The sequence below is a fragment of the Microbacterium sp. OR16 genome, assembly GCF_047306725.1.
Taxonomy (GTDB): Bacteria; Actinomycetota; Actinomycetes; order Actinomycetales; family Microbacteriaceae; genus Microbacterium.
In genome coordinates this window covers 787,937-805,013 of sequence record NZ_JAZEXK010000001.1, presented here as the reverse complement: position 1 = coordinate 805,013, position 17,077 = coordinate 787,937, and the positions used below count along the sequence as shown (strand labels likewise).

13 protein-coding genes are annotated in these 17,077 nt (G+C 69.5%); 8 read left to right on the top strand and 5 right to left on the bottom strand.

The window, feature by feature from the left end; translation table 11 throughout:
- Positions 1 to 11 precede the first annotated feature (11 nt).
- On the top strand, positions 12 to 2,138 hold the full coding sequence (locus V2S05_RS03915; protein WP_413633989.1) for a DNA gyrase/topoisomerase IV subunit B: 2,127 nt from the start codon (positions 12 to 14) through the stop codon (positions 2,136 to 2,138).
- Between the two features lie 134 nt (positions 2,139 to 2,272).
- Here the strand turns inward: V2S05_RS03915 and V2S05_RS03910 are convergent, their stop codons facing one another.
- On the bottom strand, positions 2,273 to 4,711 hold the full coding sequence (locus tag V2S05_RS03910) for a DNA gyrase/topoisomerase IV subunit A (protein ID WP_413633988.1): 2,439 nt from the start codon (positions 4,709 to 4,711) through the stop codon (positions 2,273 to 2,275).
- A gap of 83 nt (positions 4,712 to 4,794) precedes the next feature.
- On the opposite strand from V2S05_RS03910, the gene V2S05_RS03905 reads away from it, so the two are divergent.
- On the top strand, positions 4,795 to 5,922 hold the full coding sequence (locus V2S05_RS03905) for an alkaline phosphatase family protein (protein WP_413633987.1): 1,128 nt from the start codon (positions 4,795 to 4,797) through the stop codon (positions 5,920 to 5,922).
- A 30-nt stretch (positions 5,923 to 5,952) separates the two neighbouring features.
- On the opposite strand, the gene sepH is transcribed toward V2S05_RS03905, so the two are convergent.
- A complete protein-coding gene (gene sepH, locus V2S05_RS03900; RefSeq protein ID WP_413633986.1) occupies positions 5,953 to 6,978 on the bottom strand; it encodes a septation protein SepH in 1,026 nt (341 codons plus the stop codon).
- A 211-nt stretch (positions 6,979 to 7,189) separates the two neighbouring features.
- Here sepH and V2S05_RS03895 point away from each other — a divergent pair, with 211 nt between their 5' ends.
- Positions 7,190 to 7,483, top strand: coding sequence for a DUF4193 domain-containing protein (locus V2S05_RS03895; RefSeq protein ID WP_071640407.1), 294 nt, complete (start codon positions 7,190 to 7,192; stop codon positions 7,481 to 7,483).
- A 76-nt stretch (positions 7,484 to 7,559) separates the two neighbouring features.
- Here V2S05_RS03895 and V2S05_RS03890 read toward each other — a convergent pair whose 3' ends face one another.
- Positions 7,560 to 8,042 (bottom strand): DUF3093 family protein, encoded by a 483-nt coding sequence (locus V2S05_RS03890; RefSeq protein WP_413633985.1) that lies wholly within the window; start codon positions 8,040 to 8,042, stop codon positions 7,560 to 7,562.
- 3 nt (positions 8,043 to 8,045) lie between these two features.
- On the opposite strand from V2S05_RS03890, the gene dut reads away from it, so the two are divergent.
- The 5 genes from dut to dxs all read left to right on the top strand — a co-directional run bounded on the left by dut (position 8,046) and on the right by dxs (position 14,962).
- The gene (gene dut, locus V2S05_RS03885) at positions 8,046 to 8,495 is read left to right on the top strand and encodes a dUTP diphosphatase (protein ID WP_413633984.1); all 450 of its coding nucleotides are present in this window, start codon (positions 8,046 to 8,048) and stop codon (positions 8,493 to 8,495) included.
- Positions 8,492 to 9,079 carry a DUF3710 domain-containing protein gene (locus tag V2S05_RS03880; RefSeq protein ID WP_413633983.1) on the top strand — a complete coding sequence of 196 codons (588 nt, stop codon included), beginning with the start codon at positions 8,492 to 8,494 and terminating at the stop codon, positions 9,077 to 9,079. Before dut ends, V2S05_RS03880 begins: the two co-directional genes overlap by 4 nt.
- A 50-nt stretch (positions 9,080 to 9,129) precedes the next feature.
- Positions 9,130 to 9,864 (top strand): DUF3159 domain-containing protein, encoded by a 735-nt coding sequence (locus V2S05_RS03875; protein ID WP_271639641.1) that lies wholly within the window; start codon positions 9,130 to 9,132, stop codon positions 9,862 to 9,864.
- Positions 9,865 to 9,994: 130 nt separating this feature from the next.
- Complete coding sequence (locus V2S05_RS03870) at positions 9,995 to 12,901, top strand: aconitate hydratase (RefSeq protein ID WP_413633981.1); 2,907 nt, start codon at positions 9,995 to 9,997, stop codon at positions 12,899 to 12,901.
- A 117-nt stretch (positions 12,902 to 13,018) separates the two neighbouring features.
- Positions 13,019 to 14,962, top strand: a complete 1,944-nt coding sequence (gene dxs / locus V2S05_RS03865) for a 1-deoxy-D-xylulose-5-phosphate synthase (RefSeq protein ID WP_413633980.1) — start codon at positions 13,019 to 13,021, stop codon at positions 14,960 to 14,962.
- Here dxs and V2S05_RS03860 read toward each other — a convergent pair.
- Together V2S05_RS03860 and V2S05_RS03855 are read right to left on the bottom strand one after the other, a co-directional pair.
- Positions 14,946 to 16,457: a glycerol-3-phosphate dehydrogenase/oxidase gene (locus tag V2S05_RS03860; RefSeq protein ID WP_413633979.1), complete on the bottom strand. Its 1,512-nt coding sequence runs from the start codon at positions 16,455 to 16,457 to the stop codon at positions 14,946 to 14,948. The two genes, dxs and V2S05_RS03860, sit on opposite strands and share 17 nt — an antisense overlap.
- Complete coding sequence (locus tag V2S05_RS03855; protein ID WP_413633977.1) at positions 16,454 to 17,068, bottom strand: TetR/AcrR family transcriptional regulator; 615 nt, start codon at positions 17,066 to 17,068, stop codon at positions 16,454 to 16,456. Before V2S05_RS03855 ends, V2S05_RS03860 begins: the two co-directional genes overlap by 4 nt.
- Positions 17,069 to 17,077: the final 9 nt, after the last annotated feature.

Sequence of the window (17,077 nt, the reverse complement as noted above, 5' to 3'; positions counted from 1 at the left end):
AAATAGAATCGATGACTGTGACTGCCGAGTACTCCGCCCACCATCTTCAGGTTCTCGAGGGCCTCGAGGCCGTGCGCAAGCGTCCCGGCATGTACATCGGCTCGAACGGGTCGCCGGGTCTCATGCACTGCCTGTGGGAGATCATCGACAACTCGGTCGACGAGGCCGTCGCCGGTAACGGCACGAAGATCGAGATCACGCTGCACGACGACGGAAGTGTCGAGGTGGCCGATCGTGGCCGCGGCGTCCCTGTCGACGTCGAACCGCGCACCGGACTCACCGGCGTCGAGGTCGTCTACACCAAGCTGCATGCGGGTGGGAAGTTCGGCGGCGGCTCGTACGCCGCGTCGGGCGGCCTGCACGGTGTCGGTGCGTCGGTCGTGAACGCTCTCTCGGAGCGCCTCGACGTCGAGGTCGACCGCGGGGGCAAGACCTATGCGATGTCGTTCCATCGCGGCGAGCCTGGTATCTTCGCCGATGACGGCGAGCCTCGCCCCGACGCGCCGTTCACGCCGTTCGAGCAGCAGAGCGAGCTGCGCGTGATCGGCAAGGTCGCCAAGGGCGTCACCGGCACCAGGGTGAGGTACTGGGCCGACCGGCAGATCTTCACGAAGGACGCCGCCTTCCAGCTTCCCGAGCTCGAGACCCGGGCGCGTCAGACGGCCTTCCTCGTGCCGGGCCTCGAGATCGAGATCCGCGACGCCCGCCCGCTTGCCACCCCGGCGGCGGAAGGGAATGCGTCTGCGGAGCCGCGCGTGACCTCGTACCTGTACGAGGGCGGCATATCCGAGTTCGTCGAATTCCTCGCATCCGACGCGCCTGTGACCGACACGTGGCGCATCCAGGGCAGCGGGCGCTTCACCGAGACCGTGCCGGTGCTGCAGTCCGACGGGCACATGAAGGCCACCGAGGTCGAGCGCGAGTGCGAGGTCGATCTCGCGTTGCGCTGGGGCACCGGGTACGACACCACGATCCGCTCGTTCGTGAACATCATCGCCACGCCCAAGGGCGGCACGCATCAGCAGGGCTTCGAGCAGGAGCTGCTGAAGACCCTGCGCGGGCAGGTGGAGCAGAACGCCCGACGCCTCAAGGTCGGTAACGACAAGCTCGAGAAGGACGACGTGCTGGCCGGCCTCACGGCGGTGCTCACCGTCACCGTCCCCGAGCCGCAGTTCGAGGGGCAGACGAAAGAGGTGCTCGGCACGCCCGCCGTGCGCACGATCGTCGCGCAGGTGGTGCGCAAGCAGCTCGCCGAGCGCTTCGCCTCGACCAAGCGCGACGACAAGAGCCAGGCGTCGATGCTGCTCGACAAGATCGTCTCGGAGATGAAGGCTCGTCTGTCGGCCCGCGCTCACAAGGAGACGCAGCGGCGCAAGACGGCGCTGGAGTCGTCGTCGCTGCCCGCGAAGCTCGTCGACTGCCGCTCGAAGGACTTCGAGCAGAGCGAGCTGTTCATCGTCGAGGGAGACTCCGCGCTCGGCACCGCCCGGCACGCACGCAACAGCGAGTTCCAGGCGCTGCTGCCGATCCGCGGCAAGATCCTCAATGTGCAGAAGGCGTCGATCAGCGACATGCTCGGCAACGCCGAGTGCGCGGCGATCATCACGACGATCGGCGCAGGCTCCGGCCGCTCCTTCGACCTCAGCGCCGCTCGCTACGGCAAGGTGATCCTGATGAGCGACGCCGACGTCGACGGCGCGCACATCCGCACGCTGCTGCTCACCCTCTTCTTCCGCTACATGCGACCGCTCGTCGAGGCGGGTCGCGTGTACTCGGCCGTTCCGCCGCTGCATCGGGTGATCGTCATGAACCCGGGCTCGAAGCCGAACGAGACCATCTACACGTATTCCGAGGCCGAGTTGCACGCGCTGCTCACGAAGCTGCAGAAGGCCGGCAAGCGCTGGCAGGATCCGATCCAGCGCTACAAGGGCCTGGGCGAGATGGATGCCGATCAGCTGGCCAATACGACCATGGAGAAGTCCGGTCGTCTGCTGCGGCGCGTGACGATCGACGACGCCGAGTCGGCTGACGCCGCGGTGCGCACCTTCGAGCTGCTGATGGGCAGCGAGGTCGCCCCGCGCCGGGAGTTCATCATGACCTCGAGCGACCGTCTCAGCCGCGAGGCCATCGACGCCTGAGCCCCCGCAGCTCCCAGCCCCATTGGGTCCCTGAGCCCAGTGGGGTCCCTGACCTGCCGAAGGGGCCTCAGTGAACTGGGTCCCTGAGCCCGCCGAAGGGCCTCAGCCAACTGGGCCCTGACCGCGCCGAAGGGTCAGCCGATCGCGGTGCCGACCGACCCGATCACGGCGTCCAGCGGCTGGCCCGAGCCATCGCGCTTCGCGCCGGAGGCGGGCAGGACGCGAGCTGCGCCGTCGGTCCCCACTGCGCGCGGGTCGACGCCGGCCCAGGCCAGGCGGAGCCCGTCCTCGCCCTTGAGGAGCGCGTGCGCCCGCACCCCTCCGGTGGCCCGGCCCTTGGCGGGGAACTCGGCGAACGACGAGACCTTGGCGCGGCCGGCGTCAGCGCCGGCGAGCGTGCCCTCGGAACCCGAGACCGTCACCACCACGGCCTCATCGGCCGAGTCGATCACCGTGAACGAGATGACCTGACTCTTCGGCCCGAGCTTCATGCCGGCCATTCCGCCGGCGGGTGCCCCCTGCGGGCGCACGTTCGACGCCGAGAAGTGCAGCAGCTGAGCATCCGAGGTGATGAAGACGAGCTCTGCGTGGTCGGGGGCGGGTGCCGCACCCACGACGACGTCCTTCGGCTTCAGCCCGATGACCTCCAGCTCGGGGCGCACCGCCAGGGTCGACGGCACGACGCGCTTCACGACGCCGTCCCTGGTGCCGAGAGCGAGGGGCGTGTCGTCGTCGAACCGGATGAGAGCGATGACCCGCTCACTGCGATCGGTCAGTCCGAGATAGTCGGAGATGCGCACACCGGCGCCCAGACCGACCGACGAGGCGGGGACGGCGGGGATGTCGACAGGGGTGAATCGCACGACGCGCCCGGCCGTCGTGACCGCGCCGATCTCGCTGCGCGTGGTCGTCTCAAGTCGCGCCTGGATGGCATCGTGCTTGCTGCGACGCGGGGGCGTCGTGATGACACCGCCGGGCTCGAGGTCGATGCGCACGGCGCGGCCCGTGGTCGACAGCAGCAACGTGGTCGGCGCGTCGGCGATCTGCAGCTCCGCCGCCGACTTCGTCGTGCGCGCCTTGGGTGGGGCAGCGTTCAGCAGCAGGGTGCGCCGGTGCGTGCCGAACTGCTCGGCCACGGCATCCAGCTCGCGTGCGACCTGCGCCCGCAGCAGCGCGGGATCGGCGAGCAGGGTCTCGAGCTCGGCGATCTCGGCGAGCAGCTTGTCGCGCTCGGCCTCGAGCTCGAGACGCGAGAACTTGGTGAGGCGGCGCAGCCGCAGCTCGAGGATGTACTCGGCCTGCACCTCGTCGAGCTCGAACACCTGCTGCAGGCGCGAGCGAGCAGCCTCCGAGTCGTCGGACGAGCGGATGACCTGGATGACCTCCTCGATGTCGAGGATGGCCACCAGCAGGCCGCGCACGAGATGCAGTCGCTCGTTGCGTCGCGCCAGACGGTAGCGGCTGCGCCGGGTCACGACCTCGATGCGGTGCTGCAGGTAGACCCGCAGCAGCTCTTTCAGGCCCAGCGTGCGCGGCTGGCCGTCGACGAGCGCGACGTTGTTGATCGAGAAGGACTCCTCGAGGGGCGTGAAGCGGAACAGCTGCTCGAGCACCGCCGCCGGGTCGAATCCGGTCTTGACGGTGATCACCAGACGGAGGCCGTTCTTGCGGTCGGTCAGATCCTGCACATCGCTGATGCCCTGCAGCTTCTTGGCGGTGACCGCATCCTTGAGCTTCTCGATGACGCGCTCGGGCCCGACCTGGTACGGCAGCTCGGTGATGACGATGCCGGTCTTGCGCGGCCCGAGCGGTTCGATCGAGGTCTTCGCCCGCAGGCGGAAGGCGCCGCGTCCCGTTTCGTACGCGTCTCTGACCCCGTCGAGACCCATGAGGATGCCGCCGGAGGGGAAGTCGGGACCCGGCACGAACTCCATCAGCTCGGCGGTGGTCGCCTCGGGGTTCTCGAGCAGGTGGGTGGCGGCCGCGACCACCTCGATGAGGTTGTGCGGCGCCATGTTCGTGGCCATGCCGACGGCGATGCCGCTGGCGCCGTTGACGAGCAGGTTGGGGAATGCGGCCGAGAGCACGGCCGGCTGCTGGAACTGCCCGTCGTAGTTGGGCACGAAGTCGACGACGTCCTCGTCGAGGCTCTCGGTCATCGCCAGAGCGGATGCCGCAAGACGCGCCTCGGTGTACCTCGACGCCGCCGGGCCGTCATCCAGCGAGCCGAAGTTGCCGTGCCCGTCGACCAGGGGCACGCGCAGCGCGAAGTCCTGCGCGAGCCGCACGAGGGCGTCGTAGATGGCGGAGTCGCCGTGCGGATGCAGCTTGCCCATCACCTCGCCGACGACGCGCGCGCTCTTGACGTGGCCGCGATCGGGGCGCAGGCCCATCTCGGCCATCTGGTACAGGATGCGCCGCTGCACCGGCTTCAGCCCGTCGCGCGCGTCGGGCAGCGCGCGCGAGTAGATCACCGAGTAGGCGTACTCGAGGAACGAGCCCTGCATCTCCTGCGAGAGGTCGATGTCCTGGATGCGCTCATGAACGGGCTCGGATGACGAGGGCTTTGGCATGGACTTCCTGCTGGTCGCTCGGTGCGGACTCGCAACAACGCTCGGGCGCGGTGCGTCGGGCCACCTGTGCGAGACTGACCCGGATGCCTCTCATCCTACCGACCAGCCTTGATTCGACGCGGAACATCAGCGGGGTGGCGCCGCAGCTGCTCGCCTCGCTGCGCGGCGGATCCGCCGACCTCCCCGCCGTGCGGTCGACCGTGCTGGTGGTCGTGGACGGGCTGGGCGCCCTGTCGCTGCGCGCGCACGCGGGGCACGCACGCACGCTGTCATCGGCGATGGCGAAGAAGGACGTCGCGGGGGCCGTGTTCCCGACGACGACGGCAGCCGCACTGACCAGTCTGCTCACGGGAGCGGCTCCCGGTGCGCACGGTCTGGTCGGCTACCGCGTGCGCGAGCCGGAGTCCGACGCGCTGGTGAACCTGCTCAGCGGGTGGGAGGCGGGAGGCATCGACCCGCTGCAGTGGCAGACCACTCCGACCGTGTTCGAGCAGGCCGCAGCGGCCGGGCATCCGGTCTTCGCTCTCGGGATCCCGGCCTACGCCGGCAGCGGATTCTCGGCCGCGACGCTGCGCGGCGCGGAATTCCGCTCGGCGCGCAGTGCGGCCGAGCGAGTGGAGCTGGCCTGGCAGCTGGCGGATGCCCACGACGGGGCCCTCGTGTACTGCTACCTGCCGGAGGTCGACAAGGCGGGTCATCGGCACGGCGTCGATTCAGCCGAGTGGGTCGCCGCTCTCGAGGACATCGACGCCGCGCTGGCGCGGCCGGTGCCCGACGGGGTGGGCGTGCTGGTCACCGCCGATCACGGGATGATCGATGTGCCGCAGCACCGTCATCTCGTTCTGGATGCCGCAGGCGGCTGGCATGACGGCATCCGGCACATCGGAGGCGAGCCGCGGATGCTGCACGTCTACGCCGAGCCGGATGTCGACCACGCGGCCCTGCTGGCGCGCTGGCGACGCGATCTGGAGGGGACGGCGGACGTGGTGGGGCGCGTCGAGGCGATCGACGCCGGCCTGTTCGGCCCGGTGGTCTCGGATGCCGTGCGCCAGCGCATCGGCGACCTGCTCGTCATCGCCCGTGGCAATGTCGCCCTCTACGACGCCGAGGCCGAGGACCAGCGCGGGCGCGGCATGGTCGGGCAGCACGGTGCGCTGACGCCGGAGGAATGGCGTGTGCCGTTCATCAGGCTCGGCGCCTTCGGGCGCTGACGCGGTTGAGTCCCTGAGCCTGTCGAGGGGTCACTCGTCTGTGCGCGCTCCGAACACGATCTCGTCCCAGGAGGGCATGGCGTTGCGCCGCTTGCGGCGCCCGCTCGGCTGCTCGGCGGCGGGCTCTGCAGCCGGCTTCGCCGCGGTCGATTCCTCTTCGGACTCGTCCAGCGCGTCGAAGAGCGCCAGCGGCGACGCGTCCTCCTCCTCGCTCTCTTCGAACAGCGGGGCGGACTCGCGCTGTCCACGGCGGCGACGCAGCGCCTCGAGCAGGTCCGCGGTCTCGGAGCTCGTGCGGTGCTCGTCCGGGGCGCGGCGGGCCGCGGCATCCTGAACGGCCGCGCTCGAGTGCTCTGCGGCAGGGGAGTCCTCACCCTCCTCAGGCGGCGGAAGCAGGCGCGGTCCGAATGCCCCCGAGTCGAAGCGGCTGTCGTCCTTGTAGGGCGAAACGCGCTCCGCCTCGACGGCCCGGAGGCGGGGGATGAGCCCTTCGGGAAGGGAGCCCTGCCGGGAGAGCTGCGCGGCATCGGCGTTGATCGGCGACAGCGTGCTGCGGCGGGGGTCGAACGTCCATCGCGCGTCGTGTGCGACCTCGTTCGCCGTGAACTCGAGCTTGACCGTCCAGCCGGCCTCGTCCTTCCAGCTCGCCCAGCGCTCGTCCGATGCCGCCAGGTCAGCCAGCTTCTCGCGCACGGCCGAGCCGAAGGTCGGCTGCGCATCGGGCTCGACCTCGCTGCCGATCAGCACCGGCACAGCGAGCGCCTGGTTGACGATGTGCTCTCGCTCGGCGAGGACGGGGCCCTCGAAGCGCGCCACATCCGCCTCGCTCACGCCGAGCAGCGCCGCGACCTCGGCGGCGGTCAGACCTGCGCGGATCTGCGCCTGGATGTCGCGCGGGCTCGCGGCCAGACGAGCCGGAGCGGGCTCCGACTCGCGGGTCGCTCGACGCACCTCGCGATGCAGGACGTCGTCGATGGGCAGCGCGAAGCGCTGACCGGACTCGGTGGCGAGGACGAGGACTCCCGCTTCCGTTCCGACGATGGTGACGTTTTCCATGCTGATGCCCCTCTGGTGGGTGTGCGTTCATGGTGTCACGCGCACCGTGATCGGGCGGGGAATACCGTGGGCGTGCCGCGAGTTTCCCCGACCGGGCCTGAAGGCATTTGCTAATTGGTGCTCAGTCGTGCAAACTATGGCCCGCCGATCACCCGAAATCGGATCCCCCCACCCCCACGATCACCGCACCACGGAAGTGGAGAATCACCGCATGGCAACCGATTACGACGCCCCTCGCAAGAGCGAAGACGACTCAGAGTCGATCGAAGCCCTCAAGGAGCGCGTGCCGAGCACCCAGTCCGGTGCCGGCGATGTCGAGGACTCCGACAACCCCACCGGGTTCGAGCTCCCCGGCGCCGACCTCTCCGACATGGAGCTCGATGTCGTCGTGCTGCCCGCGCAGCAGGACGAGTTCACCTGCATGAGCTGCTTCCTCGTGAAGCACCGCTCGCAGCTCGACCACGACGGCGCCGACGGCCCGATCTGCAAGGAATGCGCCGCCTGATCACCGACACGCACGCGCCCCGGCCTGTTGGCTCGGGGCGCGTTCTGTGTCTCGGGTCCGGCCGTGGTCAGCGGCATCAGCCGCGCTGAGCTCGTGCCGCCCTGATCGCGGCGGCCAGGCGGTCGGGTGTCCGCGAGGAGATCGTCCAGCTGTTCACGGGGTCGTCGGGATCGGTGACGGGCACGACGACCACGCCGTCGATCCCGCCGCGGAGGAGGTTCCACCCGTCCCTGGCGATCTGATGCGTGCGCCGCGCCCTGGCATCCTCACCGGAGAAGTCGGCGGGCTCGCCCAGCCAGACGGCATCGATGTGCGCGCGGCCCGCGTGCAGCACGCCGTCGATCACTCGGACAGTGGGAGAGAGCACGATGCTCAGCGTCACCAGCACGAGCGAGACGCCCCCGCCGACCAGCAGCGCCAGGCTCGCATCCAGCGGCGTCAGCACGAGCGAGACCATCGGTCCCGCGAGGGCGATGGTGACCAGCAGCCACAGGCCGGGGGACAGTCGTTCGCGGTAGGTCTCACGCGTGTCGGGGTGGGTGTTCTGCATTAGCCTCATGGGGTGACTCATTCCGTTGCCGTCCCCATTATCTCGGCGAACGCGCCGTTCTACGCGCACCCCGGAGACGCCGGGGCGGATCTGGTGTCGGCCGAGGCCGTCCGGCTCGAGCCGGGCGAGCGCGCGCTGATCGGCACCGGCGTGCGCATCGCGCTACCCGAGGGCTACGCGGCATTCGTCGTGCCGCGCAGCGGCCTCGCCGCCAAGCACGGCATCACCGTGGTGAACTCGCCCGGCACCGTCGATGCGGGCTACCGGGGCGAGATCAGAGTCAGCCTGCTCAACACCGACAGCAGGGAAGCGTACGATGTGGCGGTCGGCGACCGCATCGCGCAGCTCATCGTGATGCCCGTCGTGCAGGCGCATTTCGAGCCCGTCGACGAGCTGCCCGAGAGTGCGCGCGGTGACGGCGGATTCGGGTCGACCGGCTATACCCAGGGAAAGAGCGAATGACTGAAGAGATCGAACCCACGCTGAAGTCCACACCGGCCGATCGCGCGACCGCCGGCCCGTTCGACGACAGCGAGGCGAACCCCGTTCGTCCGTACATCGACCTCGGCGGCATCAAGGTGCTGCCCCGCGAGGGCCTGAACCTGCGCCTCGAGGTCGAGGAGCAGAGCAAGAGGATCGTGGCAGTGGGGCTCGACTATGCCGGCTCGTCGCTGCAGGTGCAGCCTTTCGCCGCGCCGCGCTCGCGCGGCCTGTGGGATGAGACGCGGGTGCAGCTGCGCGAACAGATCCGCACGCAGGGCGGGCGGGTCGAGGAGCGCGAGGGCACCCTGGGCAGGGAGCTTCTCGCCGAGGTGCCCGCGACGGCCGCGGAGGGGTCAGGCATGCGGCTGGCGCGCTTCGTCGGCGTAGACGGTCCGCGGTGGTTCCTGCGCGGAGTCATCGGCGGCGATGCGGCCTCCGATCCGTCCGCCGCCGAGCAGGTCGAGGACCTGTTCCGCTCGATCGTCGTCGTGCGAGGCGCGACGCCGATGCCGCCGCGCGATCTGATCCCCCTGAAGATGCCCTCCACGCCGGGATCGGCGTGACGCAGGCGGACGACCGGGGCGAGTCGCGCGCTCCCGCGCGTCCCTCGCCCGTGCCCGCGGGATCGCCCGAGCCCGCCGGATCACCCGAGCCCGCCGGATCACCCGAGCCGTCGGCGGCCGACGTCATCGGCGCCGCTCTCGGCGGCGCCGCCCGCCGTGCCGGGTTGAGCTCGGAGACCGACGAGAGCGCCCACCGGGTCGTGTGGAGTGCGATGGGCGGATGGCGCGGGATCGTGGAGTCGGTGCTGCCCAGTCTCGCGTTCGTGATCCTGTTCACCCTCCGGCCCGACCCGCTGCTGCTGTCGCTCGGCGTGTCGGTCGGGATCGCCGCCGTGTTCACGATCGTCCGGCTCGTGCAGAAGTCACCACCGGCTGCGGCGTTCGGCGGTCTGGTCGCCGCAGCTGCGGCTGCCGGGCTGGCGCTGTGGACGGGACGCGGCGCCGACAACTTCATCCCCGGTCTGATCACGAACGCGCTCTACGGCACGGTGATGGTCGTCGCCGCCCTGATCGGCTGGTCGATCATCGGCCTCGCCGTCGGATTCCTGATGGGGGAGGGCACCGCGTGGCGCGACGACCGGCGCAAGCGCCGCGCCTTCTTCTGGCTCGGACTCGCCTGGGGCGCGCTGTTCCTGTTGCGCCTGGCGGTGCAGCTGCCGCTGTACCTCACGGATCAGGTCACCCTGCTCGGCACCCTCAAGCTGGTCATGGGTCTGCCGCTGTTCGCACCCATGGTCGCCGTGACGTGGCTGGTCGTCCGAGCGCTCTACCGGCGCGTCGAGTAGCCGCCGAGCGGCGTCTCTTCTGCTAGATTTATCTCGACGTCAAGATAAATTGCTCATTCCGCCGAGCGGTCGTCCGGCGCAGACTGGTAAGGCAGGCCTTGCTAGCCCTGGTGCTCACTCGGCGAGCAAGATGGAAGCGCCTGTCGCTCCCATCCGATCAGAAGGAGACGGATTCGTGTCCACGGTGAACAGCTTCGGTGCCAAGAGCACCCTGACAGTCGGCAGCACCGACTACGAGATCTTCCGCATCGATTCGGTCCCCGGCAGCGAGAAGCTCCCCTTCGCTCTGAAGGTGCTCCTCGAGAACCAGCTGCGCACCGAGGACGGCGCGAACGTGACGAAGGCGCAGATCGAGGCGCTCGGATCGTGGGACCCCACTGCGGAGCCTGACACCGAGATCCAGTTCACGCCGGCGCGCGTGGTCATGCAGGACTTCACCGGCGTGCCCTGCATCGTCGACCTCGCCACCATGCGCGAGGCCGTCACGGCGCTCGGCGGCGACCCGAACCGCATCAACCCGCTCTCTCCCGCCGAGATGGTGATCGACCATTCCGTCATCGCCGACCTGTTCGGTCGACCTGACGCGATCGAGCGCAACGTCGAGATCGAGTACCAGCGCAACGGCGAGCGCTACCAGTTCCTGCGCTGGGGCCAGACCGCGTTCGACGACTTCAAGGTCGTGCCCCCCGGCACCGGCATCGTGCACCAGGTGAACATCGAGCACCTCGCCAAGGTCATCTACGACCGCACCGTCGACGGCGTGCTGCGCGCATACCCCGACACGTGCGTCGGCACCGACTCGCACACCACGATGGTCAACGGACTCGGCGTGCTCGGCTGGGGCGTCGGCGGCATCGAGGCCGAGGCGGCGATGCTCGGTCAGCCGGTGTCGATGCTCATCCCGCGCGTGGTCGGCTTCAAGCTCACCGGCGAGATCCCCGCAGGCGTCACCGCCACCGACGTCGTGCTCACAATCACCGACATGCTGCGTCAGCACGGCGTGGTCGGAAAGTTCGTCGAGTTCTACGGCGCCGGTGTGGCATCCGTCCCCCTCGCGAACCGCGCGACCATCGGCAACATGTCGCCGGAGTTCGGGTCGACTGCGGCGATGTTCCCCATCGACGACGTGACCATCGACTACCTGCGCCTCACCGGCCGTGACGAGCACGCTGTCGAGCTCGTCGAGCAGTACGCCAAGGCGCAGGGCCTCTGGCACGACGCCGACAAGGAGCCCTCGTACTCCGAGTACATGGAGCTCGACCTGTCGACGGTCGTCCCCTCGATCGCCGGACCCAAGCGCCCGCAGGACCGCATCCTGCTCGCCGAGGCGAAGAGTCAGTTCGAGAAGGACATCCTGAACTACACCTCCGCGAACGAGGCCTCGGTCGAGGTCGAGGGCACGTTCCCGGCATCCGACCCCGGCAACGCGCCGGGTGTCGAGCGCGAGCACGTGTCGGAGGAGGGCGTCTCGTACCAGCACGAGAGCGCGCACCAGCACTCCATGCTCGCCTCGAGCGGCGACCACGGCGCATCCAACCCGGTCAAGGTGACGACCCCCGAGGGTCAGGACTACATCCTCGACAACGGCGCGGTGACCCTGGCCGCCATCACCTCGTGCACCAACACGTCGAACCCGTCTGTGATGATCGCAGCCGGCCTTCTCGCCCGCAAGGCGCGTGAGAAGGGCCTCAAGCAGAAGCCGTGGGTGAAGACCACGCTCGGCCCCGGCTCGAAGGTCGTAACCGACTACTACGAGAAGTCCGGCCTCGACAAGGATCTCGAGGGTCTCGGCTTCTACACGGTCGGCTACGGCTGCACGATCTGCATCGGCAACTCCGGCCCGCTGATCGAAGAGGTCTCGGCGGCGATCAACGAGCACGACCTCGCGGTCACGGCGGTGCTCTCGGGCAACCGCAACTTCGAGGGACGCATCAGCCCCGATGTGAAGATGAACTACCTGGCCAGCCCGCCGCTCGTGGTCGCGTACGCCCTCGCCGGCTCGATGCACTTCGACTTCGAGACCGACCCGCTCGGTCAGGACGAGGCCGGCAACGATGTCTTCCTGAAGGACATCTGGCCCGCCGCCGACGAGGTGCAGGAGATCATCGACTCGTCGATCTCGCGCGACCAGTTCATCAAGCAGTACGCCACCGTCTTCGACGGCGACGAGCGCTGGAAGAACCTGCCCACGCCGACCGGTCCGATCTTCGAGTGGGACGAAGCCTCGACGTACGTGCGCAAGGCGCCCTACTTCGACGGCATGGAGCTCACCCCCGCGCCCGTCACCGACATCACCGGTGCTCGCGTGCTGGCCACGCTGGGCGACTCGGTCACCACCGACCACATCTCGCCCGCCGGCAACATCAAGGCCGGCACGCCGGCCGCGCAGTACCTCACCGAGCACGGCGTCGAGCAGCGCGACTTCAACTCCTACGGATCGCGTCGAGGCAACCACGAGGTGATGATCCGCGGCACGTTCGCGAACATCCGCCTGAAGAACGCCCTGGTCAAGGCCGTCAACGACGGTCAGCAGATCGAGGGCGGCTTCACCCGCGACTTCACCCAGGAGGGCGGTCCGCAGGCGTACATCTACGACGCGTCGCAGAACTACCAGGATCAGGGCATCCCGCTGGTGATCTTCGGCGGCAAGGAGTACGGCTCTGGCTCGTCGCGCGACTGGGCGGCCAAGGGCACCAACCTGCTCGGCGTCAAGGCGGTCATCACCGAGAGCTTCGAGCGCATCCACCGCTCCAACCTCATCGGCATGGGCGTCGTCCCGCTGCAGTTCCCCGCGGGAGAGACCTGGGAGTCGCTCGGCCTCGACGGTACCGAGGTCATCTCGATCGAGGGTCTGACCGCCCTCAACGAGGGCACCACGCCGAAGACGGTCAAGGTCACGGCCACCCCGAGCGAGTTCTCGGCAGAGGGTCGCGAGCCCATCACCTTCGATGCGGTCGTCCGCATCGACACCCCCGGTGAGGCGGACTACTACCGCAACGGCGGCATCCTGCAGTACGTGCTGCGTTCGCTGGTCTGACGCGAGCAGACGAGGGCCCGGATGCCTCGGCATCCGGGCCCTCGTCGTATCGCGCGGTAGAATATCCGGATGCGCGCGCCGTCTCCGGCGTGCGGTCAACGTCGCGGAAGGACGTCCATGCCGATCCTGCCGAGCATCACCGGCCCCCGAGATCTCGATCGACTCTCCAACGGGGAAATGGTCGAGCTGGCGGCTGAGATCCGAGCATTCCTGGTCGAGAACGTCGCTCGCACCGGCGGGCACCTCGGGCCGAACCTCGGCGTCGTCGAGCTCACGATCGCCCTGCATCGGGTGTTCTCCTCACCCGACGATCCGATCATCTTCGACACCGGGCACCAGTCGTACGTGCACAAGCTGCTCACCGGTCGCCAGGACTTCTCGAACCTCCGCTCGCGGGGCGGGCTCGCCGGCTACCCGCAGCGCTCCGAGAGCGTGCACGACGTCGTCGAGTCGTCGCACGCGTCGAGCTCGCTGAGCTGGGCCGACGGCATCTCACGGGCGCTGACCGCGACCGGTCGCGCTGATCGGCACGTCGTCGCGGTCGTCGGCGACGGCGCGCTGACCGGAGGGATGACCTGGGAGGCGCTGAACAACATCAGCGACGACAACGAGCGCAATCTGGTCATCGTCGTCAACGACAACGGCCGCTCCTACGCTCCGACGATCGGCGGCATGTCGCGCTATCTCAATCGCGTGCGCACCGCGGGCATGTACCGCGAGATGCACCGGAAGTCCGATCGTCTGTTCCGCGCGTTCGGCCCGCTCGGCCGCGCGGTGTTCCGCGGCGTGCGCGGTGGCACGCACGGATTCCTCTCGCGCTTCGCGAACAACGTCGCGCTGTACTCCAACCTCGACATCAAGTACCTCGGCCCGGTCGACGGCCACGACGTCGAGGCGCTCATCGAGACGCTGCGATACGCGAAGGACTACGGCGCCCCTGTCATCGTGCACGCCATCACCGAGAAGGGGCGCGGCTACCAGCCGGCGCTCGACGATGTGGCCGACCAGTTCCACGCCGTGGGTCGCATCGATCCGAAGACGGGCGGCGCTCTGTCGTCGTCGTCCGGCACGTCGTGGACCTCGGTCTTCTCCGACGCGCTCGTCGAGATAGGCAGCCGTGATGACAAGGTCATCGCGATGACCGCCGCGATGCTGCGCCCGACCGGCCTCGCCGCCTTCGCCGAGCGCTTCCCCGACCGGGTGTACGACGTCGGGATCGCCGAGCAGCACGCCGTCGCGTCCGCCGCCGGGCTCGCCTTCGGCGGTCTGCATCCCGTCGTGGCGATCTACGCCACTTTCATGAACCGTGCGTTCGATCAGGTGCTGATGGATGTCGCGCTGCACCGCGCCGGCGTGACGTTCGTGCTCGATCGGGCCGGCGTGACCGGTCCGGACGGGCCGAGCCACAACGGGGTGTGGGATCTCGCGATGCTGCAGATGGTGCCCGGCGTCCGCATCGCCGCCCCACGAGACGCCGTGCGGCTGAGCGAGTGCCTCTCCGAAGCCGTCGCGGTCGACGACGCGCCGACCGTGGTCCGCTACCCGAAGGGCGACGTGCCCGACCCGATCACCGCCGTCGAGCGCCTCGCCGACGGCACCGACGTGCTGGCACGCGGAGACGAGGAGGACGTGCTGATCGTCGCGATCGGCTCGTTCGCCGAGGTGGCCGTCGACATCGCCGCGCGACTGGATGCGCGTGGCATCGGCGCGACGGTGATCGATCCGAGGTGGGCGGTTCCCGTGCAGCCGTCGGTCGTATCCCTGGCGGCGCGGCATCGTCTCGTGATCACGCTGGAGGACGGCATCCGCGCGGGCGGCATCGGCACGCGCGTGCGTCAGGTGCTCCGCGAGGCGGGGATCGACACCGGCGTCGATGAGCTGGGCGTGCAGGACGAGTTCCTGCAGCACGCCTCGCGCGAGCAGATCCTCGAGGACGCCGGGCTCACGGCCGAGAAGATCACGGCCGACATCGTCGCACAGGTGGGAGGCACCAGGATCCCGGTGGCGAAGGCGGCCGGACAGACCGGCGCCATCGACCTCTCACTCACTCAGAAGCACTGAGCTCGTCGAGCGTCCGGTCGACGAGCCGGGTGACCGGCGCGAGCAGAGCTGCGCGCCGCGCGGGCACCACGTCCGCTCGCAGCCGACGATCCAGCACGTCATCGACATCGAGAGCGCCCTCCTGGCGCACGGCGTTCACGACGTCCTGCTCGGTCGCCGCAGCACCGTCGACGAGCGGCGCCTGCGGGATCCGCTCGGGCAGCGCCACCAGCCGCAGGGAGGCCGTGGTGCACGCAGCCGCCTCGAGTCGGCCGAGTTCGACGGCGACGTCGACGGCGTCCTGCGCCATGCGACGGTACGTCGTGAGCTTTCCCCCCAGCACGCCCACGACACCGGCGTCGGACACCGTCACGAGGTGACGACGCGACACGTCGGCCGAGGTGGCATCGCCGCTGTCGACCAGCGGACGAAGGCCGGCGAACGCCCCGAGCACCCGCTCCCGCGGCAGGGGACGAGCGAGCACCCGATTCAGCGAGTCGAGCAGGAACACGATCTCGCCTTCGGTCGGCTCGGCGACATCGGGCACCGGGCCGGGCGCGTCCTCATCGGTCAGTCCCACGTAGACGAGCCCGTCGGGCTGCGGGAGGGCGAAGACGTAGCGGCTGATCGAGCCGGAGTGCGGGATGGTGAGCGCGGCGGTGGGATGCCCGAGGTCGGCGCCGTCGAGCACGATGTGCGTGCCGCGGCTGGGTCGAACCCGGATCGCTCCGTCGAGTGATCCCGCCCAGACGCCGGTGGCGTTGATGACGGTGCGAGCGCGCAGCTGCAGTCTCTCGCCGCTGAGCTCGTCCTCGGCGTCCACCGCATTCGCATGCAGGGCGCGGGCGCGCACGCGAGTGAGGATCTTCGCGCCGAGCGCCGCCGCGGTGCGCGCGACCGTGACGACGAGACGCGCGTCGTCGTCGAGCTGGCCGTCGTACGCGACCATGCCGCCGTGCAGCCCCTCGCGTGCCAGCGCGGGCACGAGACGGCGCGCGCGGCGGCCTGACACCGGGTGCGGCGCCGGCAGCACGCGACGCGGCGTGCGCGCCTGCCAGCGCAGCGCATCTCCGATCACCATGCCCGCAGCGCCCGCGCCGCGTTGGCGGACGTCGATGCCGGGAGAGAACGGCAGCAGCTGGGCAAGTGGATGGGTGAGGTGCGGGGCGATGGCGGTCATCAGCAGATGGCGCTCCCTGGCACTCTCCCTGGCGGTCGCGACATCACCGGTGGCCAGGTACCGCAGCCCGCCGTGCACGAGCTTCGAGCTGAACCGGCTGGTGCCGAACGCGAGATCGTGCGCTTCGATCAGCACGACGCTCAATCCTCGGGCGGCGGCATCGAGCGCCGCGCCCGTTCCGGTGATGCCTCCGCCGACGATCAGGACGTCGGCGACGGTCTCCGCAGCCCGTGCGAGCTCGATCCCGCGCCGCGATGCGTTCAGGGCCGCAGAGCTGTTCCTGGACGCAGAGCCCTTCCTGGACGCAGAGCCCTTCCTGGACGCAGAGCTGTTCATGGCCGCAGCATCCCGTCGACGGCGGCATGCAGCTCGTGCTCCCAGGCGTCGTCGCTGATCAGATCCGACACGGTGCCGTGGGACAGGATCGCGGACTGGGTCATGATCAGCAGCATCACGGCGATGTGCGCGGGGTCTCCGGTGCGCACCGATCCGCCCGTCTGTCCGGCGGCGACGGATGCCGAGAGCCAGCGCAGGATGGCGCGCTGGCTGGCGCCGAACCTGTGCAGGGTGTAGCGCGTGAAGATCTCGGGCTCACGCTTGAGCAGCGCCGCGTAGAGCGGATCCGCCTGGAAGGCGCGGGTGAAATCGTGCACCGCGGTGACCAGGGCGGGGCGATCCGCCGCCACCGGGATCCCGTCGAGCAGTCGCAGCATGCGCCGCAGCAGAGTGGTGCGCACCACCTCGTCGGCGCTCGCCCAGCTGCGATACACGGTAGGGCGGCTGACCTCGGCGGTGCGAGCGAGCTCGGCGATCGCGAGTCCGCGCACGCCGCGCTGCGCGATGAGCAGCTCGGCGGCGTCGAGGATGCGATGCTGCATGGCCTCCCAGCGCCCGGGGAGCGCGCCGTCGAAGGCCATGGCATCGGTCAGCGGTTGACGATCTTCCATGATCTGTCA

Bases quoted from the DNA above. Each gene is read 5' to 3' on its own strand.
- V2S05_RS03915 (WP_413633989.1), top strand. From the start codon at position 12: ATGACTGTGACTGCCGAGTACTCCGCCCACCATCTTCAGGTTCTCGAG.
- V2S05_RS03910 (WP_413633988.1), bottom strand. From the start codon at position 4,711: ATGCCAAAGCCCTCGTCATCCGAGCCCGTTCATGAGCGCATCCAGGAC.
- V2S05_RS03905 (WP_413633987.1), top strand. From the start codon at position 4,795: ATGCCTCTCATCCTACCGACCAGCCTTGATTCGACGCGGAACATCAGC.
- sepH (WP_413633986.1), bottom strand. From the start codon at position 6,978: ATGGAAAACGTCACCATCGTCGGAACGGAAGCGGGAGTCCTCGTCCTC.
- V2S05_RS03895 (WP_071640407.1), top strand. From the start codon at position 7,190: ATGGCAACCGATTACGACGCCCCTCGCAAGAGCGAAGACGACTCAGAG.
- V2S05_RS03890 (WP_413633985.1), bottom strand. From the start codon at position 8,042: ATGAGGCTAATGCAGAACACCCACCCCGACACGCGTGAGACCTACCGC.
- V2S05_RS03880 (WP_413633983.1), top strand. From the start codon at position 8,492: ATGACTGAAGAGATCGAACCCACGCTGAAGTCCACACCGGCCGATCGC.
- V2S05_RS03870 (WP_413633981.1), top strand. From the start codon at position 9,995: ATGGAAGCGCCTGTCGCTCCCATCCGATCAGAAGGAGACGGATTCGTG.
- dxs (WP_413633980.1), top strand. From the start codon at position 13,019: ATGCCGATCCTGCCGAGCATCACCGGCCCCCGAGATCTCGATCGACTC.
- V2S05_RS03860 (WP_413633979.1), bottom strand. From the start codon at position 16,457: ATGAACAGCTCTGCGTCCAGGAAGGGCTCTGCGTCCAGGAAGGGCTCT.
- V2S05_RS03855 (WP_413633977.1), bottom strand. From the start codon at position 17,068: ATGGAAGATCGTCAACCGCTGACCGATGCCATGGCCTTCGACGGCGCG.